The 16,038-nt window shown below is 59.0% G+C and carries 14 protein-coding genes; 10 read left to right on the forward strand and 4 right to left on the reverse strand.

Annotation, left to right across the window (positions count from 1 at the left end):
* Positions 1–3: 3 nt before the first annotated feature.
* The 7 genes from xdhA (at position 4) to ACR0J7_RS19890 (ending at position 9,388) form a co-directional block, all read left to right on the forward strand.
* Complete coding sequence (xdhA, locus tag ACR0J7_RS19860) at positions 4–1,365, forward strand: xanthine dehydrogenase small subunit (protein ID WP_480915419.1); 1,362 nt, start codon at positions 4–6, stop codon at positions 1,363–1,365.
* Entirely contained in the window at positions 1,362–3,764 is a 2,403-nt protein-coding gene (gene xdhB, locus ACR0J7_RS19865) for a xanthine dehydrogenase molybdopterin binding subunit (protein WP_480915421.1), read from the forward strand. The genes xdhA and xdhB overlap by 4 nt, the downstream gene beginning before the upstream one ends.
* Positions 3,764–4,699: a xanthine dehydrogenase accessory protein XdhC gene (gene xdhC / locus ACR0J7_RS19870; RefSeq protein WP_480915423.1), complete on the forward strand. Its 936-nt coding sequence runs from the start codon at positions 3,764–3,766 to the stop codon at positions 4,697–4,699. The genes xdhB and xdhC overlap by 1 nt, the downstream gene beginning before the upstream one ends.
* Positions 4,696–6,213 (forward strand): ABC transporter ATP-binding protein, encoded by a 1,518-nt coding sequence (locus ACR0J7_RS19875; RefSeq protein WP_480488998.1) that lies wholly within the window; start codon positions 4,696–4,698, stop codon positions 6,211–6,213. The genes xdhC and ACR0J7_RS19875 overlap by 4 nt, the downstream gene beginning before the upstream one ends.
* Positions 6,214–6,276: 63 nt before the next feature.
* On the forward strand, positions 6,277–7,359 hold the full coding sequence (locus ACR0J7_RS19880) for an ABC transporter permease (RefSeq protein WP_267363631.1): 1,083 nt from the start codon (positions 6,277–6,279) through the stop codon (positions 7,357–7,359).
* A 2-nt stretch (positions 7,360–7,361) separates the two neighbouring features.
* Positions 7,362–8,282, forward strand: a complete 921-nt coding sequence (locus tag ACR0J7_RS19885; RefSeq protein ID WP_209598075.1) for an ABC transporter permease — start codon at positions 7,362–7,364, stop codon at positions 8,280–8,282.
* 32 nt (positions 8,283–8,314) lie between these two features.
* Positions 8,315–9,388: a BMP family ABC transporter substrate-binding protein gene (locus tag ACR0J7_RS19890; RefSeq protein WP_480488997.1), complete on the forward strand. Its 1,074-nt coding sequence runs from the start codon at positions 8,315–8,317 to the stop codon at positions 9,386–9,388.
* A gap of 120 nt (positions 9,389–9,508) precedes the next feature.
* On the opposite strand, the gene ACR0J7_RS19895 is transcribed toward ACR0J7_RS19890, so the two are convergent.
* The 3 genes from ACR0J7_RS19895 to ACR0J7_RS19905 are packed head-to-tail and all read right to left on the reverse strand — an operon-like array spanning position 9,509 to position 11,567.
* Positions 9,509–10,306 carry a metal ABC transporter permease gene (locus ACR0J7_RS19895; protein ID WP_480915425.1) on the reverse strand — a complete coding sequence of 266 codons (798 nt, stop codon included), beginning with the start codon at positions 10,304–10,306 and terminating at the stop codon, positions 9,509–9,511.
* Positions 10,306–11,052: a metal ABC transporter ATP-binding protein gene (locus tag ACR0J7_RS19900; protein ID WP_480915427.1), complete on the reverse strand. Its 747-nt coding sequence runs from the start codon at positions 11,050–11,052 to the stop codon at positions 10,306–10,308. Before ACR0J7_RS19900 ends, ACR0J7_RS19895 begins: the two co-directional genes overlap by 1 nt.
* Positions 11,053–11,054: 2 nt before the next feature.
* Positions 11,055–11,567 (reverse strand): Fur family transcriptional regulator, encoded by a 513-nt coding sequence (locus ACR0J7_RS19905; protein WP_480901103.1) that lies wholly within the window; start codon positions 11,565–11,567, stop codon positions 11,055–11,057.
* Between the two features lie 57 nt (positions 11,568–11,624).
* On the opposite strand from ACR0J7_RS19905, the gene ACR0J7_RS19910 reads away from it, so the two are divergent.
* From ACR0J7_RS19910 to ACR0J7_RS19920, 3 genes are all read left to right on the forward strand, one after another.
* Positions 11,625–12,596, forward strand: coding sequence for a zinc ABC transporter substrate-binding protein (locus ACR0J7_RS19910; protein ID WP_480915429.1), 972 nt, complete (start codon positions 11,625–11,627; stop codon positions 12,594–12,596).
* A gap of 229 nt (positions 12,597–12,825) precedes the next feature.
* Complete coding sequence (locus ACR0J7_RS19915) at positions 12,826–14,151, forward strand: sensor histidine kinase (protein WP_480901105.1); 1,326 nt, start codon at positions 12,826–12,828, stop codon at positions 14,149–14,151.
* Complete coding sequence (locus ACR0J7_RS19920; protein ID WP_480774468.1) at positions 14,148–14,795, forward strand: response regulator; 648 nt, start codon at positions 14,148–14,150, stop codon at positions 14,793–14,795. Before ACR0J7_RS19915 ends, ACR0J7_RS19920 begins: the two co-directional genes overlap by 4 nt.
* A 74-nt stretch (positions 14,796–14,869) precedes the next feature.
* Here the strand turns inward: ACR0J7_RS19920 and ACR0J7_RS19925 are convergent, their stop codons facing one another.
* Complete coding sequence (locus ACR0J7_RS19925; protein ID WP_480901106.1) at positions 14,870–15,625, reverse strand: hypothetical protein; 756 nt, start codon at positions 15,623–15,625, stop codon at positions 14,870–14,872.
* Positions 15,626–16,038: the final 413 nt, after the last annotated feature.

The raw sequence follows: 16,038 nt of genomic DNA on the forward strand, positions 1-16,038 counted from the left end.
CGAATGGACATCACGTTTCTTCTGAACGGAGAGACAGTGGAGCTGACGGATATCAATCCGACGGCCACTCTGCTGGATTGGCTGCGTGAAGATCGTGGCCTGACCGGCACCAAGGAAGGCTGCAACGAAGGCGATTGCGGTGCCTGCACTGTCATGGTGACGGATGCGGGTGGCGCAAAGGCCCTGAACTCGTGCATCCTGTTCCTGCCGCAGTTGCATGGCAAGGCGGTTCGAACCGTCGAAGGCGCCAGCAGCCCCGATGGCGAGGTCCATCCGGTTCAGCAGGCCATGGTTGACGTGCACGGTTCGCAATGCGGCTTTTGCACGCCCGGTTTTGTCATGTCGATGGTGGCCGGCCACACCAATGGCGCGACGGATCACGATACACAGCTTGCCGGTAATCTGTGCCGTTGCACGGGTTACGCTCCCATTATTCGCGCAGCTGAAGCGGCTGAGAAGCAGCCCGTGCCTGTCTGGGTTAAGGACAAGCCTGTCGCAACGCCTGCCGCCTCACCCATGCTGCCGGGCTCGTCCGACGCGCTGGCTGCCGTATATGCCGAGAATCCAAATGCAGCATTGGTCGCGGGCGCAACAGATGTTGGGCTTTGGGTGACCAAGCAACTGCGCGATCTTGATCCGGTGATCTTCCTGAACCGCTGTGACGATCTGAAAGAGATCACGATCACCGAAGAAGAAATTCGTTTAGGTGCCATGGTCGATATGAACCGTATGGGCGACGCCTTGGCGGACATTCACCCATCTTATGCCGAAATGATCCGGCGCTATGCCAGTGTTCAGGTCCGTCACGCGGCCACTGTGGGCGGCAACATTGCCAATGGCTCACCGATCGGAGACAACCCGCCCGCGCTCATCGCATTGGGTGCGACGCTGCACCTGCGCAAAGGTGATGAACGCCGGTCAGTCCCGCTGGAAGACTTCTTCATCGATTACGGCAAACAGGACCGCGCACCGGGTGAGTTTGTCGAAGCCGTCAGCTTCCCGCGTCAGGCGGACCGACTGAAATGCTACAAGCTGAGCAAACGGTTCGATCAGGATATCTCGGCCGTGTGCGGATGTTTCAACATTACCATTTCGGACGGGAGGGTGGCGGATGCACGCATCGCGTTTGGCGGTATGGCTGGCATTCCGAAACGGGCAGCCCATGTCGAGGCCGCGCTGATCGGCAAGCCGTGGGCGCGCGAGGCGATTGACGCCGCTCTGCCCGCTTTTGCCGACGATTATTCACCGCTTACGGATATGCGCGCCTCGGCCACGTACAGGCTTGAGACCGCCAAAGCGATGCTGGAACGGTACTTCCTTGAGGATCAGGGCCAAGTGACCAACGTGCTGGAGGTATCGGCATGAGCGTAACCAAACCCCTTCCCCATGACGCGGCACCGCTGCACGTATCCGGTTCCGCCCGGTATGTGGACGACATCCCGACGCCAAAGGGCACATTGCATCTGGCCTTTGGCCTGAGCCCGATCGCCAAGGGCACGATTACCGCGATGGACCTGTCTGCCGTGAAAGCAGCACCCGGGGTCGTCAAGGTCATGACGGCACAGGACCTGCCCTTTGCCAACGATGTTTCGCCCTCGATCCATGACGAGCCTTTGCTGTCCGACGGGACGGTTCACTATATCGGCCAGCCTGTTTTCCTTGTGGTTGCCACCAGCCATCTGGCCGCCCGCAAGGCGGTTCGGCTGGGCAAGATCGACTATGCCGAGGAAACACCGATCCTGACGGTGGAAGAGGCTTTGGCCGCAGACAGCCGCTTTGAAGACGGGCCCCGCATCTATGCCAAGGGCGATGCGGACGCCGCGATTGAAAGCGCCGCCCACGTCATCGACGGAACGTTCGAGATCGGCGGTCAGGAGCATTTCTATCTGGAAGGTCAGGCTGCGCTTGCCGTGCCGAATGAAGGCGGCGACATGCTGGTCCACAGCTCGACCCAGCACCCGACCGAGATACAGCACAAGGTGGCGGACGCTCTGGGCGTGCCCATGCATGCGATCCGCGTCGAAACCCGGCGCATGGGTGGCGGATTCGGTGGCAAGGAAAGCCAGGGGAACGCGCTGGCCGTTGCCTGCGCGGTGGCTGCGCGGGCAACCGGCAAAGCCTGCAAGATGCGCTATGACCGCGATGATGACATGATCATCACCGGCAAACGCCACGCCTTCCGGATTTCCTATCGCGCGGGGTTTGACGAACAGGGTCACATTCAGGGCGTGTCCTTTCTGCAATACGCGATTTGCGGCTGGGCACAGGACCTGTCCCTGCCCGTCGCCGACCGTGCGATGCTGCATTCTGACAATGCCTACCTGCTGCCCAATGCCCGGATTGAAAGCCACCGGCTGAAGACCAACACGCAGTCAGCCACCGCCTATCGCGGGTTTGGTGGCCCGCAGGGGATGGTTGCCATCGAACGGGTGATGGACCACGCCGCGCATGAACTTGGGTTGGACCCGGTGGAATTGCGCCGTCGCAACTATTACGAGCCCGCGCATAAGGTTGCCGAAGCCCAACCCCACGAAAAACCGCTGGGTCATCCCGACCCGCACGAAGACCTGACCAGCCGTGGCGCAGTGGAAACAGGGACCGCCCCGGTCCGCCCCCTGCCCGCTGGTGGCAACACGACGCCCTACGGCATGGAGGTCAGCGATTTCGAACTGCATGGCATGACCGAAGCGCTGATGAAGTCCAGCGACTATGCCGCGCGCAAAGCGGCCATCGAGAAATGGAATGCCGAAAACAGCGTGATCAAGAAGGGCATCGCCTTTTCTCCGGTCAAGTTCGGTATTTCCTTCACACTGACCCATCTGAACCAGGCCGGTGCGCTGGTGCATGTGTATCAGGATGGTTCGGTCCACCTGAATCATGGTGGCACCGAGATGGGTCAGGGTCTGTTCCAGAAGGTCGCGCAAGTGGCCGCGTCGCGTTTCGGCATCCCGCTTGAGATGGTCAAGATCACCGCCACGGATACGGCCAAAGTGCCCAATACCTCGGCCACGGCGGCGTCTTCAGGCAGCGATCTGAACGGTATGGCGGTGAAAGCGGCCTGCGATACGATCCGCGACCGGATGGCCGATTATCTGGCTGAACGGCATCAGGCCGACCCTTCTGCGGTCACTTTCACGGATGGCCACGTTTCGGTTGGTGAAGAACGGTACACGTTCGCCGAAGCTGCCGCACTGGCCTATCAGGGTCGCATAAGCCTGTCGGCCACCGGCTTTTATAAAACGCCCAAGATCGAATGGGACCGGATCGCGGGGCGCGGTCGCCCGTTTTACTATTTCGCCTATGGTGCTTCGGTCACCGAGGTGGCTGTGGACACATTGACGGGCGAGAACCGCATTCTGCGCACAGATATCCTGCATGACGCGGGCGCTTCGCTGAACCCGGCGCTGGATGTCGGACAGGTCGAAGGCGGTTACGTGCAGGGCGCGGGCTGGCTGACAACCGAGGAACTGGTCTGGGACGGGAAGGGCAACCTGCGCACACATGCACCCTCGACCTACAAGATCCCGGCCTGTTCCGACCGGCCCGATATTTTCAACGTCGCACTTTGGGATGGCGAGAACCGAGAGGACACCATCTATCGCTCGAAAGCCGTGGGGGAACCCCCATTCATGCTGGGAATATCGGCCTGGCTGGCGCTTTCGAATGCGGTGGCGGCCTGCGGGGACACTTATCCGGCGCTCAACGCGCCCGCCACCGCCGAAGAGGTCTGGCGCGGCGTCCAGAGGATGAAGGGAGGCATCTGATGGGATTTGACCTTGAGGCTTTGAGGGAGGCGGTCAAAACCCACGGCAAAGTGGTCCGGGTGGTCATCGCCGGGATCAAAGGGTCGTCTCCACGTGAAGTCGGTGCCGCCATGCTGGTCTGGGACGGTGGGCAAAGCGGCACAATCGGCGGCGGAACACTGGAATACCAGGCGGCACATGCCGCACGGTTGCAAACCACGCCAACCCGCCTGACGCATCATGCGCTTGGACCCGAGTTGGGGCAATGCTGCGGCGGTGCCGTGTCGTTGCTGAGCGAGGTCTACGACGCAAAGACCGTCTATGATCTGGACGATGCGGTCATCGCGCGCCCGACCAAGGATGGCGCGATGCCCCTGTCGGTCAAGCGAATGCTGGCGACGGCGCGCGGACAGGGGATTGCGCCCGAACCGCAGCTGATTGACGGCTGGATGGTTGAACCCGTTCACAAGCCGACACGCAATCTGTGGATCTGGGGCGCGGGCCATGTCGGCCGGGCGCTGGTGGATGTGCTGTCCCCGCTTCCCGATCTTGCGATCACCTGGGTGGATACCAGCCGTCAGCGCTTTCCGGCCGCTGTGCCAGCGGGCGTGACAATTGTTCCGGCGGCAAAACCGGCCGAGCTGGTCCGCCATGCCCCATGTGACGCCGAACATCTTGTGCTTACATACTCGCATAATCTTGACTTTGAACTGTGCAACAGACTGCTTTTGCACGATTTTGGCTTTGCGGGGCTGATTGGCTCGGCTACGAAATGGGCGCGATTCCGGTCGCGGCTGGCCGCCCTTGGGCATCCGCCTGAACGGATTAGCCGGATCACCTGCCCGATCGGTGACCCGTCGATGGGGAAGCATCCGCTTATGATCGCCGTGGGCGTCGCTGCACAATTGCTGCGCCCGGCCCTGCAAAACAAGTTGAAGAAGGACCTGAGCGCGTGACCATTCCACTTTTGAGCTTGCAAGGGCTGACCAAAGCCTACCCCGGTGTTGTGGCCAATGATCAGGTGTCCTTTGACATCGGTGAAGGCGAAGTGCACGCGCTGCTGGGTGAAAACGGCGCGGGGAAATCCACGCTGGTAAAAATGATCTATGGGCTTGTGAAGCCGGACAGCGGCACCATGAAACTGCGCGGCAATCCGTTTGCGCCGCCCGAACCCCGCGCGGCCCGTGCGGATGGGATCGCGATGGTGTTCCAGCATTTTTCGCTGTTTGACGCGCTGAACGTGGCCGAGAATATCGCGCTGGGGATGGAGAACCCGCCCCCGATGGGGGATCTGGCATCGCGCATTCGCGAAGTTTCGGAAACTTATGGCCTTCCGCTGGACCCGTTTCGCACGGTTGGCGACCTGTCCGCAGGCGAACGCCAGCGGGTCGAGATCATCCGCTGCCTGTTGCAGGACCCCAAGCTGCTGATCATGGACGAACCGACCTCGGTTCTGACCCCGCAAGAGGTCGATATTCTGTTTGAGACGCTGAACAAGCTACGCTCCGAGGGAACCTCGATCCTGTATATCTCGCATAAACTGGAGGAAATCCGAACGCTATGCGACCATGCTACGATCCTGCGTCTGGGCAAGAACGTGGGCGAATGTGTCCCCGCTGAAACCTCGGCGCGTGACATGGCCGAGATGATGGTCGGGTCAACCTTGCAGACGCCCGAACGCTCGGGCCGGGAACTGGGCGAGGTCGCGCTGGATGTCAGCGGGCTGTCAGTCCCCTCGCCTTCGGAATTCGGCACCGCATTGCGCAATGTGCACATGACGGTCCGCAAGGGCGAGGTTCTGGGCATCGGCGGCGTTGCCGGAAACGGGCAGGATGAGTTGCTGGGCGTGTTGTCCGGGGAAATCCTGACATCGGCGGATGCAATCAAGTTCAACGGTCAGGCGATCGGCAAGCTCGGCCCGACAGCGCGCCGTAAGCTGGGCGTTCTGACCGCGCCCGAGGAACGGTTAGGCCACGCAGCGGCACCCGACATGAGCCTGACCGAAAACGCTTTGCTGACCGGATCTGTGCGGGAAGGGCTTGAGAAAAATGGCTTCTTGAAATGGTCCGAAACCCGGAGTTTTGCCGAAAAGATCATCGAAGCCTTCGACGTTCGCACGCCCGGGCCCGAAAACGCAGCGCGGTCCTTGTCCGGCGGTAACCTGCAGAAATTCGTGATTGGACGCGAAGTGCTGCAAAACCCTGATGTGTTGGTGGTAAACCAGCCTACCTGGGGGGTGGATGCCGCGGCGGCCGCGTCGATCCGGCAAGCCATACTCGATCTTGCGGCGAAAGGCACAGCGGTGATCTGCATCTCGCAGGATCTGGATGAGCTGATGGAGATCTCGGACAGTTTTGCGGCCTTGAACGAAGGTCGGCTGAGCGCACCGCGCCCGACCACCGGCCTGACGGTGGATGAGATTGGCCTGATGATGGGCGGCGCCCATGGCATGGAGGTGGCACATGTGTGATCTGCTGGGCCGCCTTCGGCTAGAGTATTTGCGAAAAGATGAAACATCTGGGGGGATGAGCAGATGATTGTGTTGGAGAAACGGCCACAGCCGTCCAGGGCCTGGTCTTACGCGACCCCCCTTGTGGCGGTGCTGGCAACAATGGTGTTTGGCGGGTTGCTGTTTGCCATTTTGGGGAAAAATCCGGTCGAAGCCATCGGTACCATCTTCTGGGAGCCGCTGTTTGGAGAGTTCGCATTCTATTACCGCCCTCAATTGCTGGTCAAAGGCGCGCCCCTAGTGCTGATCGCAATCGGATTGTCGCTGGGTTTTCGGGCCGGTATCTGGAATATCGGGGCCGAAGGACAATACATCATGGGCGCCATATTCGGCGCGGGCGCAGGTCTGGCCTTCTATCCGCTTGATGCCTGGTACATCTTCCCGATCATGGTGGTCGCAGGCGCATTTGGCGGTTGGCTGTGGGCAACGATCCCGGCTTTGCTGAAGGTGCGTTTCGGCACCAACGAAATCCTTGTGTCGCTGATGCTGGTCTACGTGGCCGAGCAGATGCTGGCCTCGGTCTCGCTGGGTCTTCTCAAGAACCCCGAAGGGTTCGGCTTTCCCGGATCGCGCAACCTGCAATCCTATGAAAGCGCGCATAATGCCGAGCTGATTGCCGGTTCCGGGATGCATTGGGGTGTTGTCGCGGCCTTCATCGCGGTGATCTTTGCCTATGTATTGCTGAACCGTCACATGCTGGGCTTCCATATCCGTCTGACGGGTGAGGCCCCCCGCGCGGCAAAGTTTGCAGGTGTGAATCCGGCGCGCCTGATCCTGTTCTGCCTTGGGATTTCGGGCGCTTTGGCCGGGCTGGCCGGTATGTTCGAGGTGTCCGGCCCGTCCGGTCAGATCAGCATCGATTTCAACGTGGGCTATGGCTTTACCGCGATCATCGTCGCGTTTCTGGGCCGCCTGCATCCGGTGGGTATCCTGTTGGCCGGGGGCCTGATGGCGCTGACCTATATTGGCGGCGAAATTGCACAATCGCAGCTGGGTCTGCCTGCCGCTGCCATTCAGGTGTTTCAGGGAATGCTGCTGTTTTTCCTGCTGGCCTTCGATCTTCTGACAAACTTCCGCATCCGTGCGGCGCGTAGCGAGGTGGCGTGATCATGGACCTTGGTCAAATCAATCCCGTTCTTCTGGTTGCCTCGCTTATGGTGGCCGCAACCCCCCTTCTGCTGGCCGCGATCGGAGAGCTTGTCGTGGAAAAGGCAGGCGTTCTGAACCTTGGTGTCGAGGGCATGATGATCGTTGGCGCGATCAGCGGTTTTGCGATCTCGGTCGAAACCGGCTCGCCCTGGCTGGGCTTTGTTGCTGCCGCCATTGGCGGGGCCGTGCTGTCGCTGCTGTTCGTCCTGCTGACACAGTTTGCATTGGCCAACCAGGTTGCAAGCGGCCTTGCGCTGACCCTGTTTGGACTGGGGTTCAGCGCCTTGATGGGGCAAAGCTATGTGGGCGTCAAACCCCCCAGCATGGGCGATATCCACATCCCTTTGATTAGCGATATTCCGGTCATCGGCCCGATCCTGTTTCGGCACGACCCCATCCTGTATCTGGGCATTGCGCTGACCGCTGTGGTCTGGGCCGTCCTGAAATACACCCGCGTCGGGTTGATCCTGCGGGCGGTTGGTGAAAACCATGATGCCGCCCATGCGCTTGGCTACAAGGTCATCAAAATCCGTATCATGGCGATCCTGTTCGGCGGGGCCTGCGCGGGCCTGGGTGGGGCTTACATCAGCCTGATCCGTGTACCGCAATGGACCGAGGGCATGACCGCAGGTGTCGGCTGGATCGCGCTGGCGCTGGTGGTGTTTGCCAGCTGGAAACCATGGCGGGTCCTGCTGGGTGCATATTTGTTCGGCGGCATTACCGTCTTGCAGCTTAATTTGCAGGCAGCGGGCGTTGCCATTCCCGTCGAGTATCTGGCAATGTCACCCTATCTCATCACGATCCTTGTGCTTGTGATCCTTTCGGCCGACAAGAGCAGCGCACCTGCCTCACTGGGCCGGACCTTCCATGCCTCACACTAGGGGCCAACTGAACCAACTTGGGGAGTAACTACATGAAATTCAAATCACTTCTGACAACTGCCGCGATAGCGCTTGGTCTTGCGACCGGTGCAGTGGCGCAAGACAAGACCAAGGTCGGTTTTGTCTATGTCGGCCCTGTCGGCGACGGTGGCTGGACCTATGAACACAACAAAGGCCGTTTGGCGATCGAAGAAGAGTTCGGCGACAAGGTCGAGACTGTATTCGTTGAATCAGTACCCGAAGGCCCCGACGCCGAGCGCGTGATGACCCAGATGGCGCTGGAAGGCGCGGATCTGATCTTTACCACCTCGTTCGGCTATATGGATCCAACCATCAATGTGGCCAAGAAATTCCCGAACGTGAAGTTCGAGCACGCGACCGGCTACAAGACCGCCGACAACGTCTCGGTCTATTCAGCGCGTTTCTACGAAGGCCGCGCGGTTCAGGGGCATATCGCGGGTAGAATGACCGAATCGAACATCATCGGCTATATCGGGTCTTATCCGATCCCCGAGGTGATCCGCGGTATCAACTCGGCCTATATCCACGCCAAGAAGGCAAACCCGGATGTCCAGTTCAAGATCGTCTGGGCCTATACCTGGTTCGACCCGGCAAAAGAAGCTGACGCCGCATCTGTTCTGATCGAACAGGGCGCCGACGTGATCCTGCAGCACACTGACTCGACCGCTCCGCAGGCCGCTGCACAAGAGGCGGGCAACGTGATCACCTTCGGTCAGGCTTCGGATATGAGCGAATACGCCCCCAAACCGCGTGTTTCCTCGATCATCGACAACTGGGGACCCTATTACATTGCGCGCACGCGAGCTGTGATGGACGGCACCTGGACCTCGTCCAATACCTGGGACGGTATCGGGCCGGGCATGGTAGAAATCGGTGAGATTTCGGATGCAGTTCCTGCGGACATCAAAGAAGAGGCACTGGCCCTGAAAGCGGCGCTGGCCGATGGCAGCTATCATGCCTTTACCGGACCGCTGAAGAAGCAGGACGGCAGCGACTGGCTGGCCGAAGGCGAAGTAGCCGACGACGGTACGCTGGCCGGTATGAACTTCTATGTCGAAGGGTTGGAAGGCGATATCCCGCAGTAAACGACGCGGGTAGAAATGCATCAAGGCCCGCAGGTTTGCGGGCCTTTTTTCGTGGCGTTTTCGCTTTGGTCACATTACCGGATGACCGGGATGCTACGGCCGCGAAGACCTACGGAACCTTTAAGCCCTATCCTGTGTTCGCCATCCAATCAGGCTAAGGCACGCAAACATGATCGCGGCAACGCAGACGATCGAAGGCCCTGCCGGAGTGTCGAAAACATACGCAGCCCTTAACCCCGTGATGGCTGAAAGCGCGCCTATTCCCGCCGCGATCAAGGCCATCGTTTCTGGTGACCGCGCAAGGTTACGCGCCGCTGCCGCCGGAATGATCAGCATTGCGGCGATCAGCAATACACCCACAACCTTGATCGCCACCGCCACGGTCACGGCAAGAGACAGGGTCAGGATCAGTTGCTCTCGTCTTGGATCGAATCCGCTGGCGTAAGCCAGTTCTTCGTTCAATGTCGCGGTCAGAAGTTGCGCCCAACGCCAGACAATCAGCGCCACCACAAGCGCCGCACCGCCCCAGATCACGATCAGATCAGAACGGGAGACCGCCAGAATATCCCCAAACAGATATGCCATCAGGTCAATCCGGACACCGGACAGGAATGAAACTGCAACCAGCCCGAAGGCCAGCGCAGAATGCGCCAGAACCCCCAGCAGCGTGTCCATCGCATAACCGCGACCGGCCAAAAGCGAAACGGTCAGCGCCATGACCAAAGCGACAGCCAGCGCACCCGTGAAGATCGACATCTGAAACGTCAGGGATAGGGCCACGCCCAGAATTGCGGCATGTGCGGTTGCATCGCCGAAATACGCCATGCGACGCCATACGACAAAACACCCAAGGGGGGCCGCGGCAAACGCCACGCCAATACCTGCGAGCGTTGCCCGCATCATGAAATCATCCAGCATTATTCCGCCGCTTCCTGTGGGTTCGCATCATGGTCATGATCATGATTGTGATCATGTTCATGACGATAAAGGGCAAGCGCACCGCCTGTTCCGGTTCCGAACAAGGCCCGATACTCGGGCGCCGAGGCGACCACGGCCGGCGATCCTTCGCAACAGACATGCCCATTGAGGCATATCACCCGGTCCGACGCGCTCATGACCACGTGCAGTTCGTGGCTGATCATCAGAATGGCGCATCCGGTCTCGCGCCGGACAGCCTCGATCTGCTGGTAAAAGCTGGCCGACCCCCGTTGGTCCAACCCCTGTGTCGCTTCGTCCAGCAACAATATGTCCGGGCGGTTGATCAAAGCTCTGGCCAGCAGCACCCGCTGGAACTGTCCACCGGACAGCTGCGACATCTGACGTTTCAACAGATCCGGCACACCCGCCGATTCAAGCGCCTCGACACATTGCCTGCGCGACACAGGATCGGTCAGACGCATGAACCTTTCGACGGAAATTGGCAAAGTCGGATCGACATGCAGCTTCTGCGGCACATAGCCGATTTTCAATCCGGGCTTCAGTGACACTTGACCGGCACAAGGCCGTGTCGCACCGATAATGGCGCGCAGCAGGCTGGTCTTGCCTGATCCGTTCGGGCCAACGATGGTCACGATTTCACCCGGTTCAATGACCATATCCACATGATGCAGCACGGTATGCGCGCCATAGCGGACGCTGAGTTTCTCGACAGTGATCAGGGCCATCTTTATGCCTTTTCGGTGCAGTCGGGGCAGAGACCTTCAGCCTCTACAACCGTTCGCTCGATCTCGAAACCCGCCGCGCGCGCGGCAGCGCCAAGAACACCTTTGGACGGGGCAGACTGCGCCTCGGCTACGGCGTCGCATTTTCGGCAGATCATGAAAGCAGGTGAATGCGCCGCGCCGGGATGAGAGCAGGCGACAAACGCGTTCAGCCGCTCGATCTTGTGGACAAAGCCGTTTTGTACAAGAAACTCCAGCGCCCGATAAGCGACCGGAGGCTGGGACCCGAACCCTTCGTCGCGCAACCGGTCAAGGATTGTATAGGCACCAAGGGCGCGATGTTCTTGCAATAACATCTCAAGAACCTTGCGGCGAACCGGCGTCAGCCGCAGCCCTTCTTCTTTGCACCGGGCTTCGGCGGATGCCAGGGCCGTTGCGACACAACTCTGGTGGTCATGTTCCTGAAACCCGACCGGGGCGGTGTCTTTGCCAGGTTCTGGGTGCACATCACTTGTCATGTTATTTCATATCATGTATTGCCACTTGAAATGTTATAAAATCACACAGAGGGCCCGATGTCCAGAACGCTTCTTCTTCCATTGTCGATCACAGTTGCACTGCTGTGTGGACCGGCCCGCGCAGATGCGCCAAACGTTGCCGCGGACATTGCCCCGGTTCATTCGCTGGTGGCCCGTGTCATGGAGGGTGTCGGCACACCTGCCCTGATCGTCGCACCGGGTGCCTCGCCGCATGAATACAATCTGCGCCCGTCCGAGGCGGCCGCGTTGCAAAACGCCGATCTGGTGTTCTGGGTAGGAGAAGACCTGACGCCGTGGCTGGACAGCGCGATAGAAACTCTTGCCCAAGGCGCGACCGCCACTGCCCTATTGGACGCAAAGGGTACGGGGCTTCTTGAGTTCCGGGAAGACGCATTGTTTGAGGCGCATGATCACGCGGACGATACGGGTCACGAAGACCATGACGATCACGAAGGTCATGACGATCATGACGATCATGACGATCATGACGATCATGACCCACATGCCTGGCTGTCGCCAACGAATGCCAAAGCCTGGCTGACCCTGATCGCGGATCAACTGTCGTCAACGGATCCCGACAACGCCGCTGCGTATTTGGCAAATGCCAAAGCGGCGCGCGAAGAAATGACCGCGCTTTCCGCAGAAGTGGCAGAGTTGCTTGAACCGGTTCGCGGCGGCAACTTCATCGTGTTTCATGATGCCTACCAGTATTTTGAGGTCGCGTTCGATTTCCCCGCATCGGGCGCGATTTCCCTGAGCGACGCGTCCGACCCAAGCCCCGCGCGTATTGCCGCTATTCAAGGTCGCATTCACGCCGAAGGCATCAACTGCGTATTGTCTGAACCACAGTTCAATCCGGGCATCGTCGAGACCGTGTTGGATGGAACATCGGCGCAATCCGGTGTGATCGATCCACTGGGCTCGGCACTGGAACCCGGGCCGTCTCTGTACCCGCAAGTCATTCGTAACATGGCGCAAACCCTGTCGGAGTGTTTGAAAACCCGTTGAACCGGGTCTGGGATCGGGACGCGGGAACCTGCCGGGGCGCACCCAAAAGGACCAAGTCCCGACCCGCGCATCAGGTTTGGAACATTGGAGAAGCGCATCAGACCATGGTCTGTAGCGCGTCAAACAATTGTCGTTCATAGTCGATTGCGAAATGAGACCCAAAATTACCGACCTGACAATTGGCAACTGGTCTTTGTCGCGCGTTTTTCTCGCGGCAAGTGTTGCAGTCATGGGGACTGCTACGGTGTTTGTTGGTCACTGGGTATCGAACCGGATCGAAAACGCGGTTGTACAGAACTCCGCCAATTCGGCCGCATTGTACATGGAAAGCATTTTGTCCCCACTCAGCCAGGAACTGGCGCATGGAGACCGCCTTTCCGAACAGGCCAGCCGGGCGCTGGACGAGATTTTCATGACCCAGCCGATGCGCGAACGCATTGCCTCGTACAAGTTCTGGAAACAGGATGGCGAGATTGCATACGCATCGGATTCCGCCATCATCGGTCGCCGATTCGAGCCAACAGACGACCTGAAACGCGCATGGGCTGGAGAAATCTCGGGCTCATTTGAAGAGCTGGACGATGAAGAAAGCGCGGCAGAGGCTGCACTTGGCATTCCATTGCTGGAAGTCTACAGCCCCATTCGCGAAATCTGGTCGGGGAAAATCATCGCGGTCGCCGAGTTTTATGAAAAGGCCGATCAGCTGGAACTGGACATGGCCAGAGCCCGAAGAACAAGCTGGTTGATCGTTGGCTCGGCCTTTGCGGCAAGCACGATTGTTCTGTTTTCCATTGTCGCAATCGGCGACAACACCATTCGACGGCAAGGGCGCCTTCTGAACGATCGTCTTGCCGAAAGTGAAAAGATGGCCGCACAGAATGCCATGCTGCGGTCGCGCGTCATTGATGCATCGGAAAGATATGCTGCGCAAACGGACAGGTTCCTCAGGAAACTCGGCGCGGAACTGCATGACGGCCCTGCCCAATACCTGTCCCTCGCCGCCCTTCGACTGGAGGCTGCATTCGGCGACAGGCCGGAGATGTCCACCGAGGCCGAAGAAATTCAGCAATCTTTGCAGAAGTCTTTGGCAGAAATTCGCGCCTTGTCACGGGGGTTGTTCGCGCCAGACATCGAAAATCTGGCGCTCGTTGATGTGGTAAAAAGAGCTGTCGAGGACCATTCTGAACACAGCCCTTTTCGCCCCGGTATTTCCTTTCAGGGCAATCCGTCGCCCGACTTGTCGATCTCGGGCAAGTTGTGCGTTTTCCGGTTCCTTCAGGAAACGCTTTCCAATGCCGCAAGATATGCGCCCGCGTCCCAGTGCACTGTCGCCTGCGACGTACAAGGTGATCGCATCACCGTTCAGGTCAGCGACGACGGCCCCGGGTTCGCCCCCTCCGGCGAGACGGTTCTGCGTGAGGACGGGGGCCAGGGCCTTGTCGGCTTGCGTGACCGGGTCGAAAGCATTGGCGGTCGGTTCGAGGTGACATCAACCCCGGGCGAGGGCACCACCGTTGCTATGACATTGTTTCCCAGAAAGATGAGTGCATCATGACAACATCCGTCGTTATCGCAGATGATCACCCGATTTTCAGGGACGGTTTGCACCGCACTTTAGAGGAAGCCGACGGCTTCAAAGTTCTCGCCGCCGGATCAAATGCGGATGAGGCCGTTTCCCTTGTCCGAACCCATCAGCCTGACATCGCCATCCTCGACCTGTCGATGCCCGGTGGCGGCATTAGCGCGACCCGTCGAATTGCTGAAATGGCAAACCCGCCTTTCATTGCGATATTGACGGTCTCTGAAAACAGCAGTGACGTTGCAGACGCTTTGGAGGCGGGTGCCATTGGCTATATCGTCAAGGGCGTGACAGCACGCGAATTGACAGCTTCGCTGCGCAGTATCGCCTCGGGCGAAGGGTTCGTCTCGCCGGGTCTAGCGTCGCGCATGCTGCTTCAGATCAATCGCGGAAACGGGTCGCAGAAAGAAGCTGACGCCATAGATGATCTTACCCATCGCGAAGAAGAAATCCTAAGACGCGTCGCCAAAGGGCTGAGCAATCGGGAAATAGCCGATGAGTTGGGAATACAGGAGAAAACCGTCAAGCATTACATGACGGCGATCCTGTCCAAGCTCCATGCGCGAAACCGGGTGGAGGCCGCTCTTATCGCGCATGAGGCCTGGAACAAGAAAGACTAGGGGTCAGGCGCTCAAAGACCAGGGCGGTCTCTCAAGAAAAGAAACCGCCCCGCACAATCGCCAAAGTTCGTCACTCAGTTGGCAATCGCCTGAAGTCTGCTGCGATCCGCCGCAGTTGCGGTTCTTTCTACGACGGTCCGGTTGAACGGGTCTTTCAACTCGTAACGCCCGCCCTCGATCTCTTCTTTCCAGCCGTTTGCGTAACTAACTTCGATATTGTTGCCCTGAATTTCGATTTTTGCCGGGTTACTTCCAGCGCCACCACTCTGCCCGGGCGAGCGCACGCTGTCGATTGAGATACCGTTTGCCAGTGACCGAAGGCGCGAAACGTCGGCACCGGTGGCCGGTCGTTCCTCGACTGTTCGGTTCTGCGCGTTCTTTCTTTCGTACCGGCCGTTTTCAATCTCTTCCTTGGTGCCGTCAGCATAGCGTACTTCTATGCCGCTCGCGCTTGTCTCGACCTTTGTTATTCCAGCCGACCCCGATGACTGCCCCCCAGATTGAGACCGGTCCTTCTTATCGCCCCGGCCCGAGCGTGACGAACCATCGTCATCATCGTCATCGTCGTCGTCGTCATCATCGTCGTGACCACCTTTACCCGATCCGGAATTGTCGTCACGATCACCGCCGCTGCCCGACCCGGAGTTGCTGTCATGGTCATCATCCCCGCCGTTGCCATCACTCCCTTTCCCGCTCTTTGCAAACGCGTAAACAGGTTCCATCCGCAGATGACCGTCTGCGTCAAAAGCCGGCACATAGGGTGTCATCACAATCAGCGACGCCAGCGCTACCGTGCTGAGAAGCTGACCAGTTCTTTTCCGGGTATTCATTTTCGTCTCCAATCCTGTTCGAGGCGTTATCCTGTATTGGAGGCAGATTATCCCGGGCCCGGCTTCGCTACATCGGGCTTAGGTCTGATGATTTTCCGGCCGATTGTCCGGGTCCGAGGAATGAGAGTTTCAAATATCCATCACTCAAATGGATCTGGTGATCCAATTTAGGCCTTGGGCAATGAGGTGTTGCCGCGTTGCTTTCCATGTATTGCGGAACTCGGCTTCAGCGGTTGGCGGGTCTTGATTTGACAGCTGTCGTTTTCTTTCTGCTTAGCGCCATCGGCGAACTGAATAGAAATATACTATTTTAGAAGAAATCTGACGATCGCAATTGACCACGACAATTACCACAATGCGAACAAACAGACGGTTTCATCTTGTTCGCCCCACCCGTCCGATACCTAGGTGTT

This window comes from Ruegeria sp. O4 (assembly GCF_056535125.1).

Bases quoted from the DNA above. Each gene is read 5' to 3' on its own strand.
- xdhA (WP_480915419.1), top strand. From the start codon at position 4: ATGGACATCACGTTTCTTCTGAACGGAGAGACAGTGGAGCTGACGGAT.
- xdhB (WP_480915421.1), top strand. From the start codon at position 1,362: ATGAGCGTAACCAAACCCCTTCCCCATGACGCGGCACCGCTGCACGTA.
- xdhC (WP_480915423.1), top strand. From the start codon at position 3,764: ATGGGATTTGACCTTGAGGCTTTGAGGGAGGCGGTCAAAACCCACGGC.
- ACR0J7_RS19880 (WP_267363631.1), top strand. From the start codon at position 6,277: ATGATTGTGTTGGAGAAACGGCCACAGCCGTCCAGGGCCTGGTCTTAC.
- ACR0J7_RS19885 (WP_209598075.1), top strand. From the start codon at position 7,362: ATGGACCTTGGTCAAATCAATCCCGTTCTTCTGGTTGCCTCGCTTATG.
- ACR0J7_RS19890 (WP_480488997.1), top strand. From the start codon at position 8,315: ATGAAATTCAAATCACTTCTGACAACTGCCGCGATAGCGCTTGGTCTT.
- ACR0J7_RS19895 (WP_480915425.1), bottom strand. From the start codon at position 10,306: ATGCTGGATGATTTCATGATGCGGGCAACGCTCGCAGGTATTGGCGTG.
- ACR0J7_RS19900 (WP_480915427.1), bottom strand. From the start codon at position 11,052: ATGGCCCTGATCACTGTCGAGAAACTCAGCGTCCGCTATGGCGCGCAT.
- ACR0J7_RS19905 (WP_480901103.1), bottom strand. From the start codon at position 11,567: ATGACAAGTGATGTGCACCCAGAACCTGGCAAAGACACCGCCCCGGTC.
- ACR0J7_RS19910 (WP_480915429.1), top strand. From the start codon at position 11,625: ATGTCCAGAACGCTTCTTCTTCCATTGTCGATCACAGTTGCACTGCTG.
- ACR0J7_RS19915 (WP_480901105.1), top strand. From the start codon at position 12,826: ATGGGGACTGCTACGGTGTTTGTTGGTCACTGGGTATCGAACCGGATC.
- ACR0J7_RS19920 (WP_480774468.1), top strand. From the start codon at position 14,148: ATGACAACATCCGTCGTTATCGCAGATGATCACCCGATTTTCAGGGAC.
- ACR0J7_RS19925 (WP_480901106.1), bottom strand. From the start codon at position 15,625: ATGAATACCCGGAAAAGAACTGGTCAGCTTCTCAGCACGGTAGCGCTG.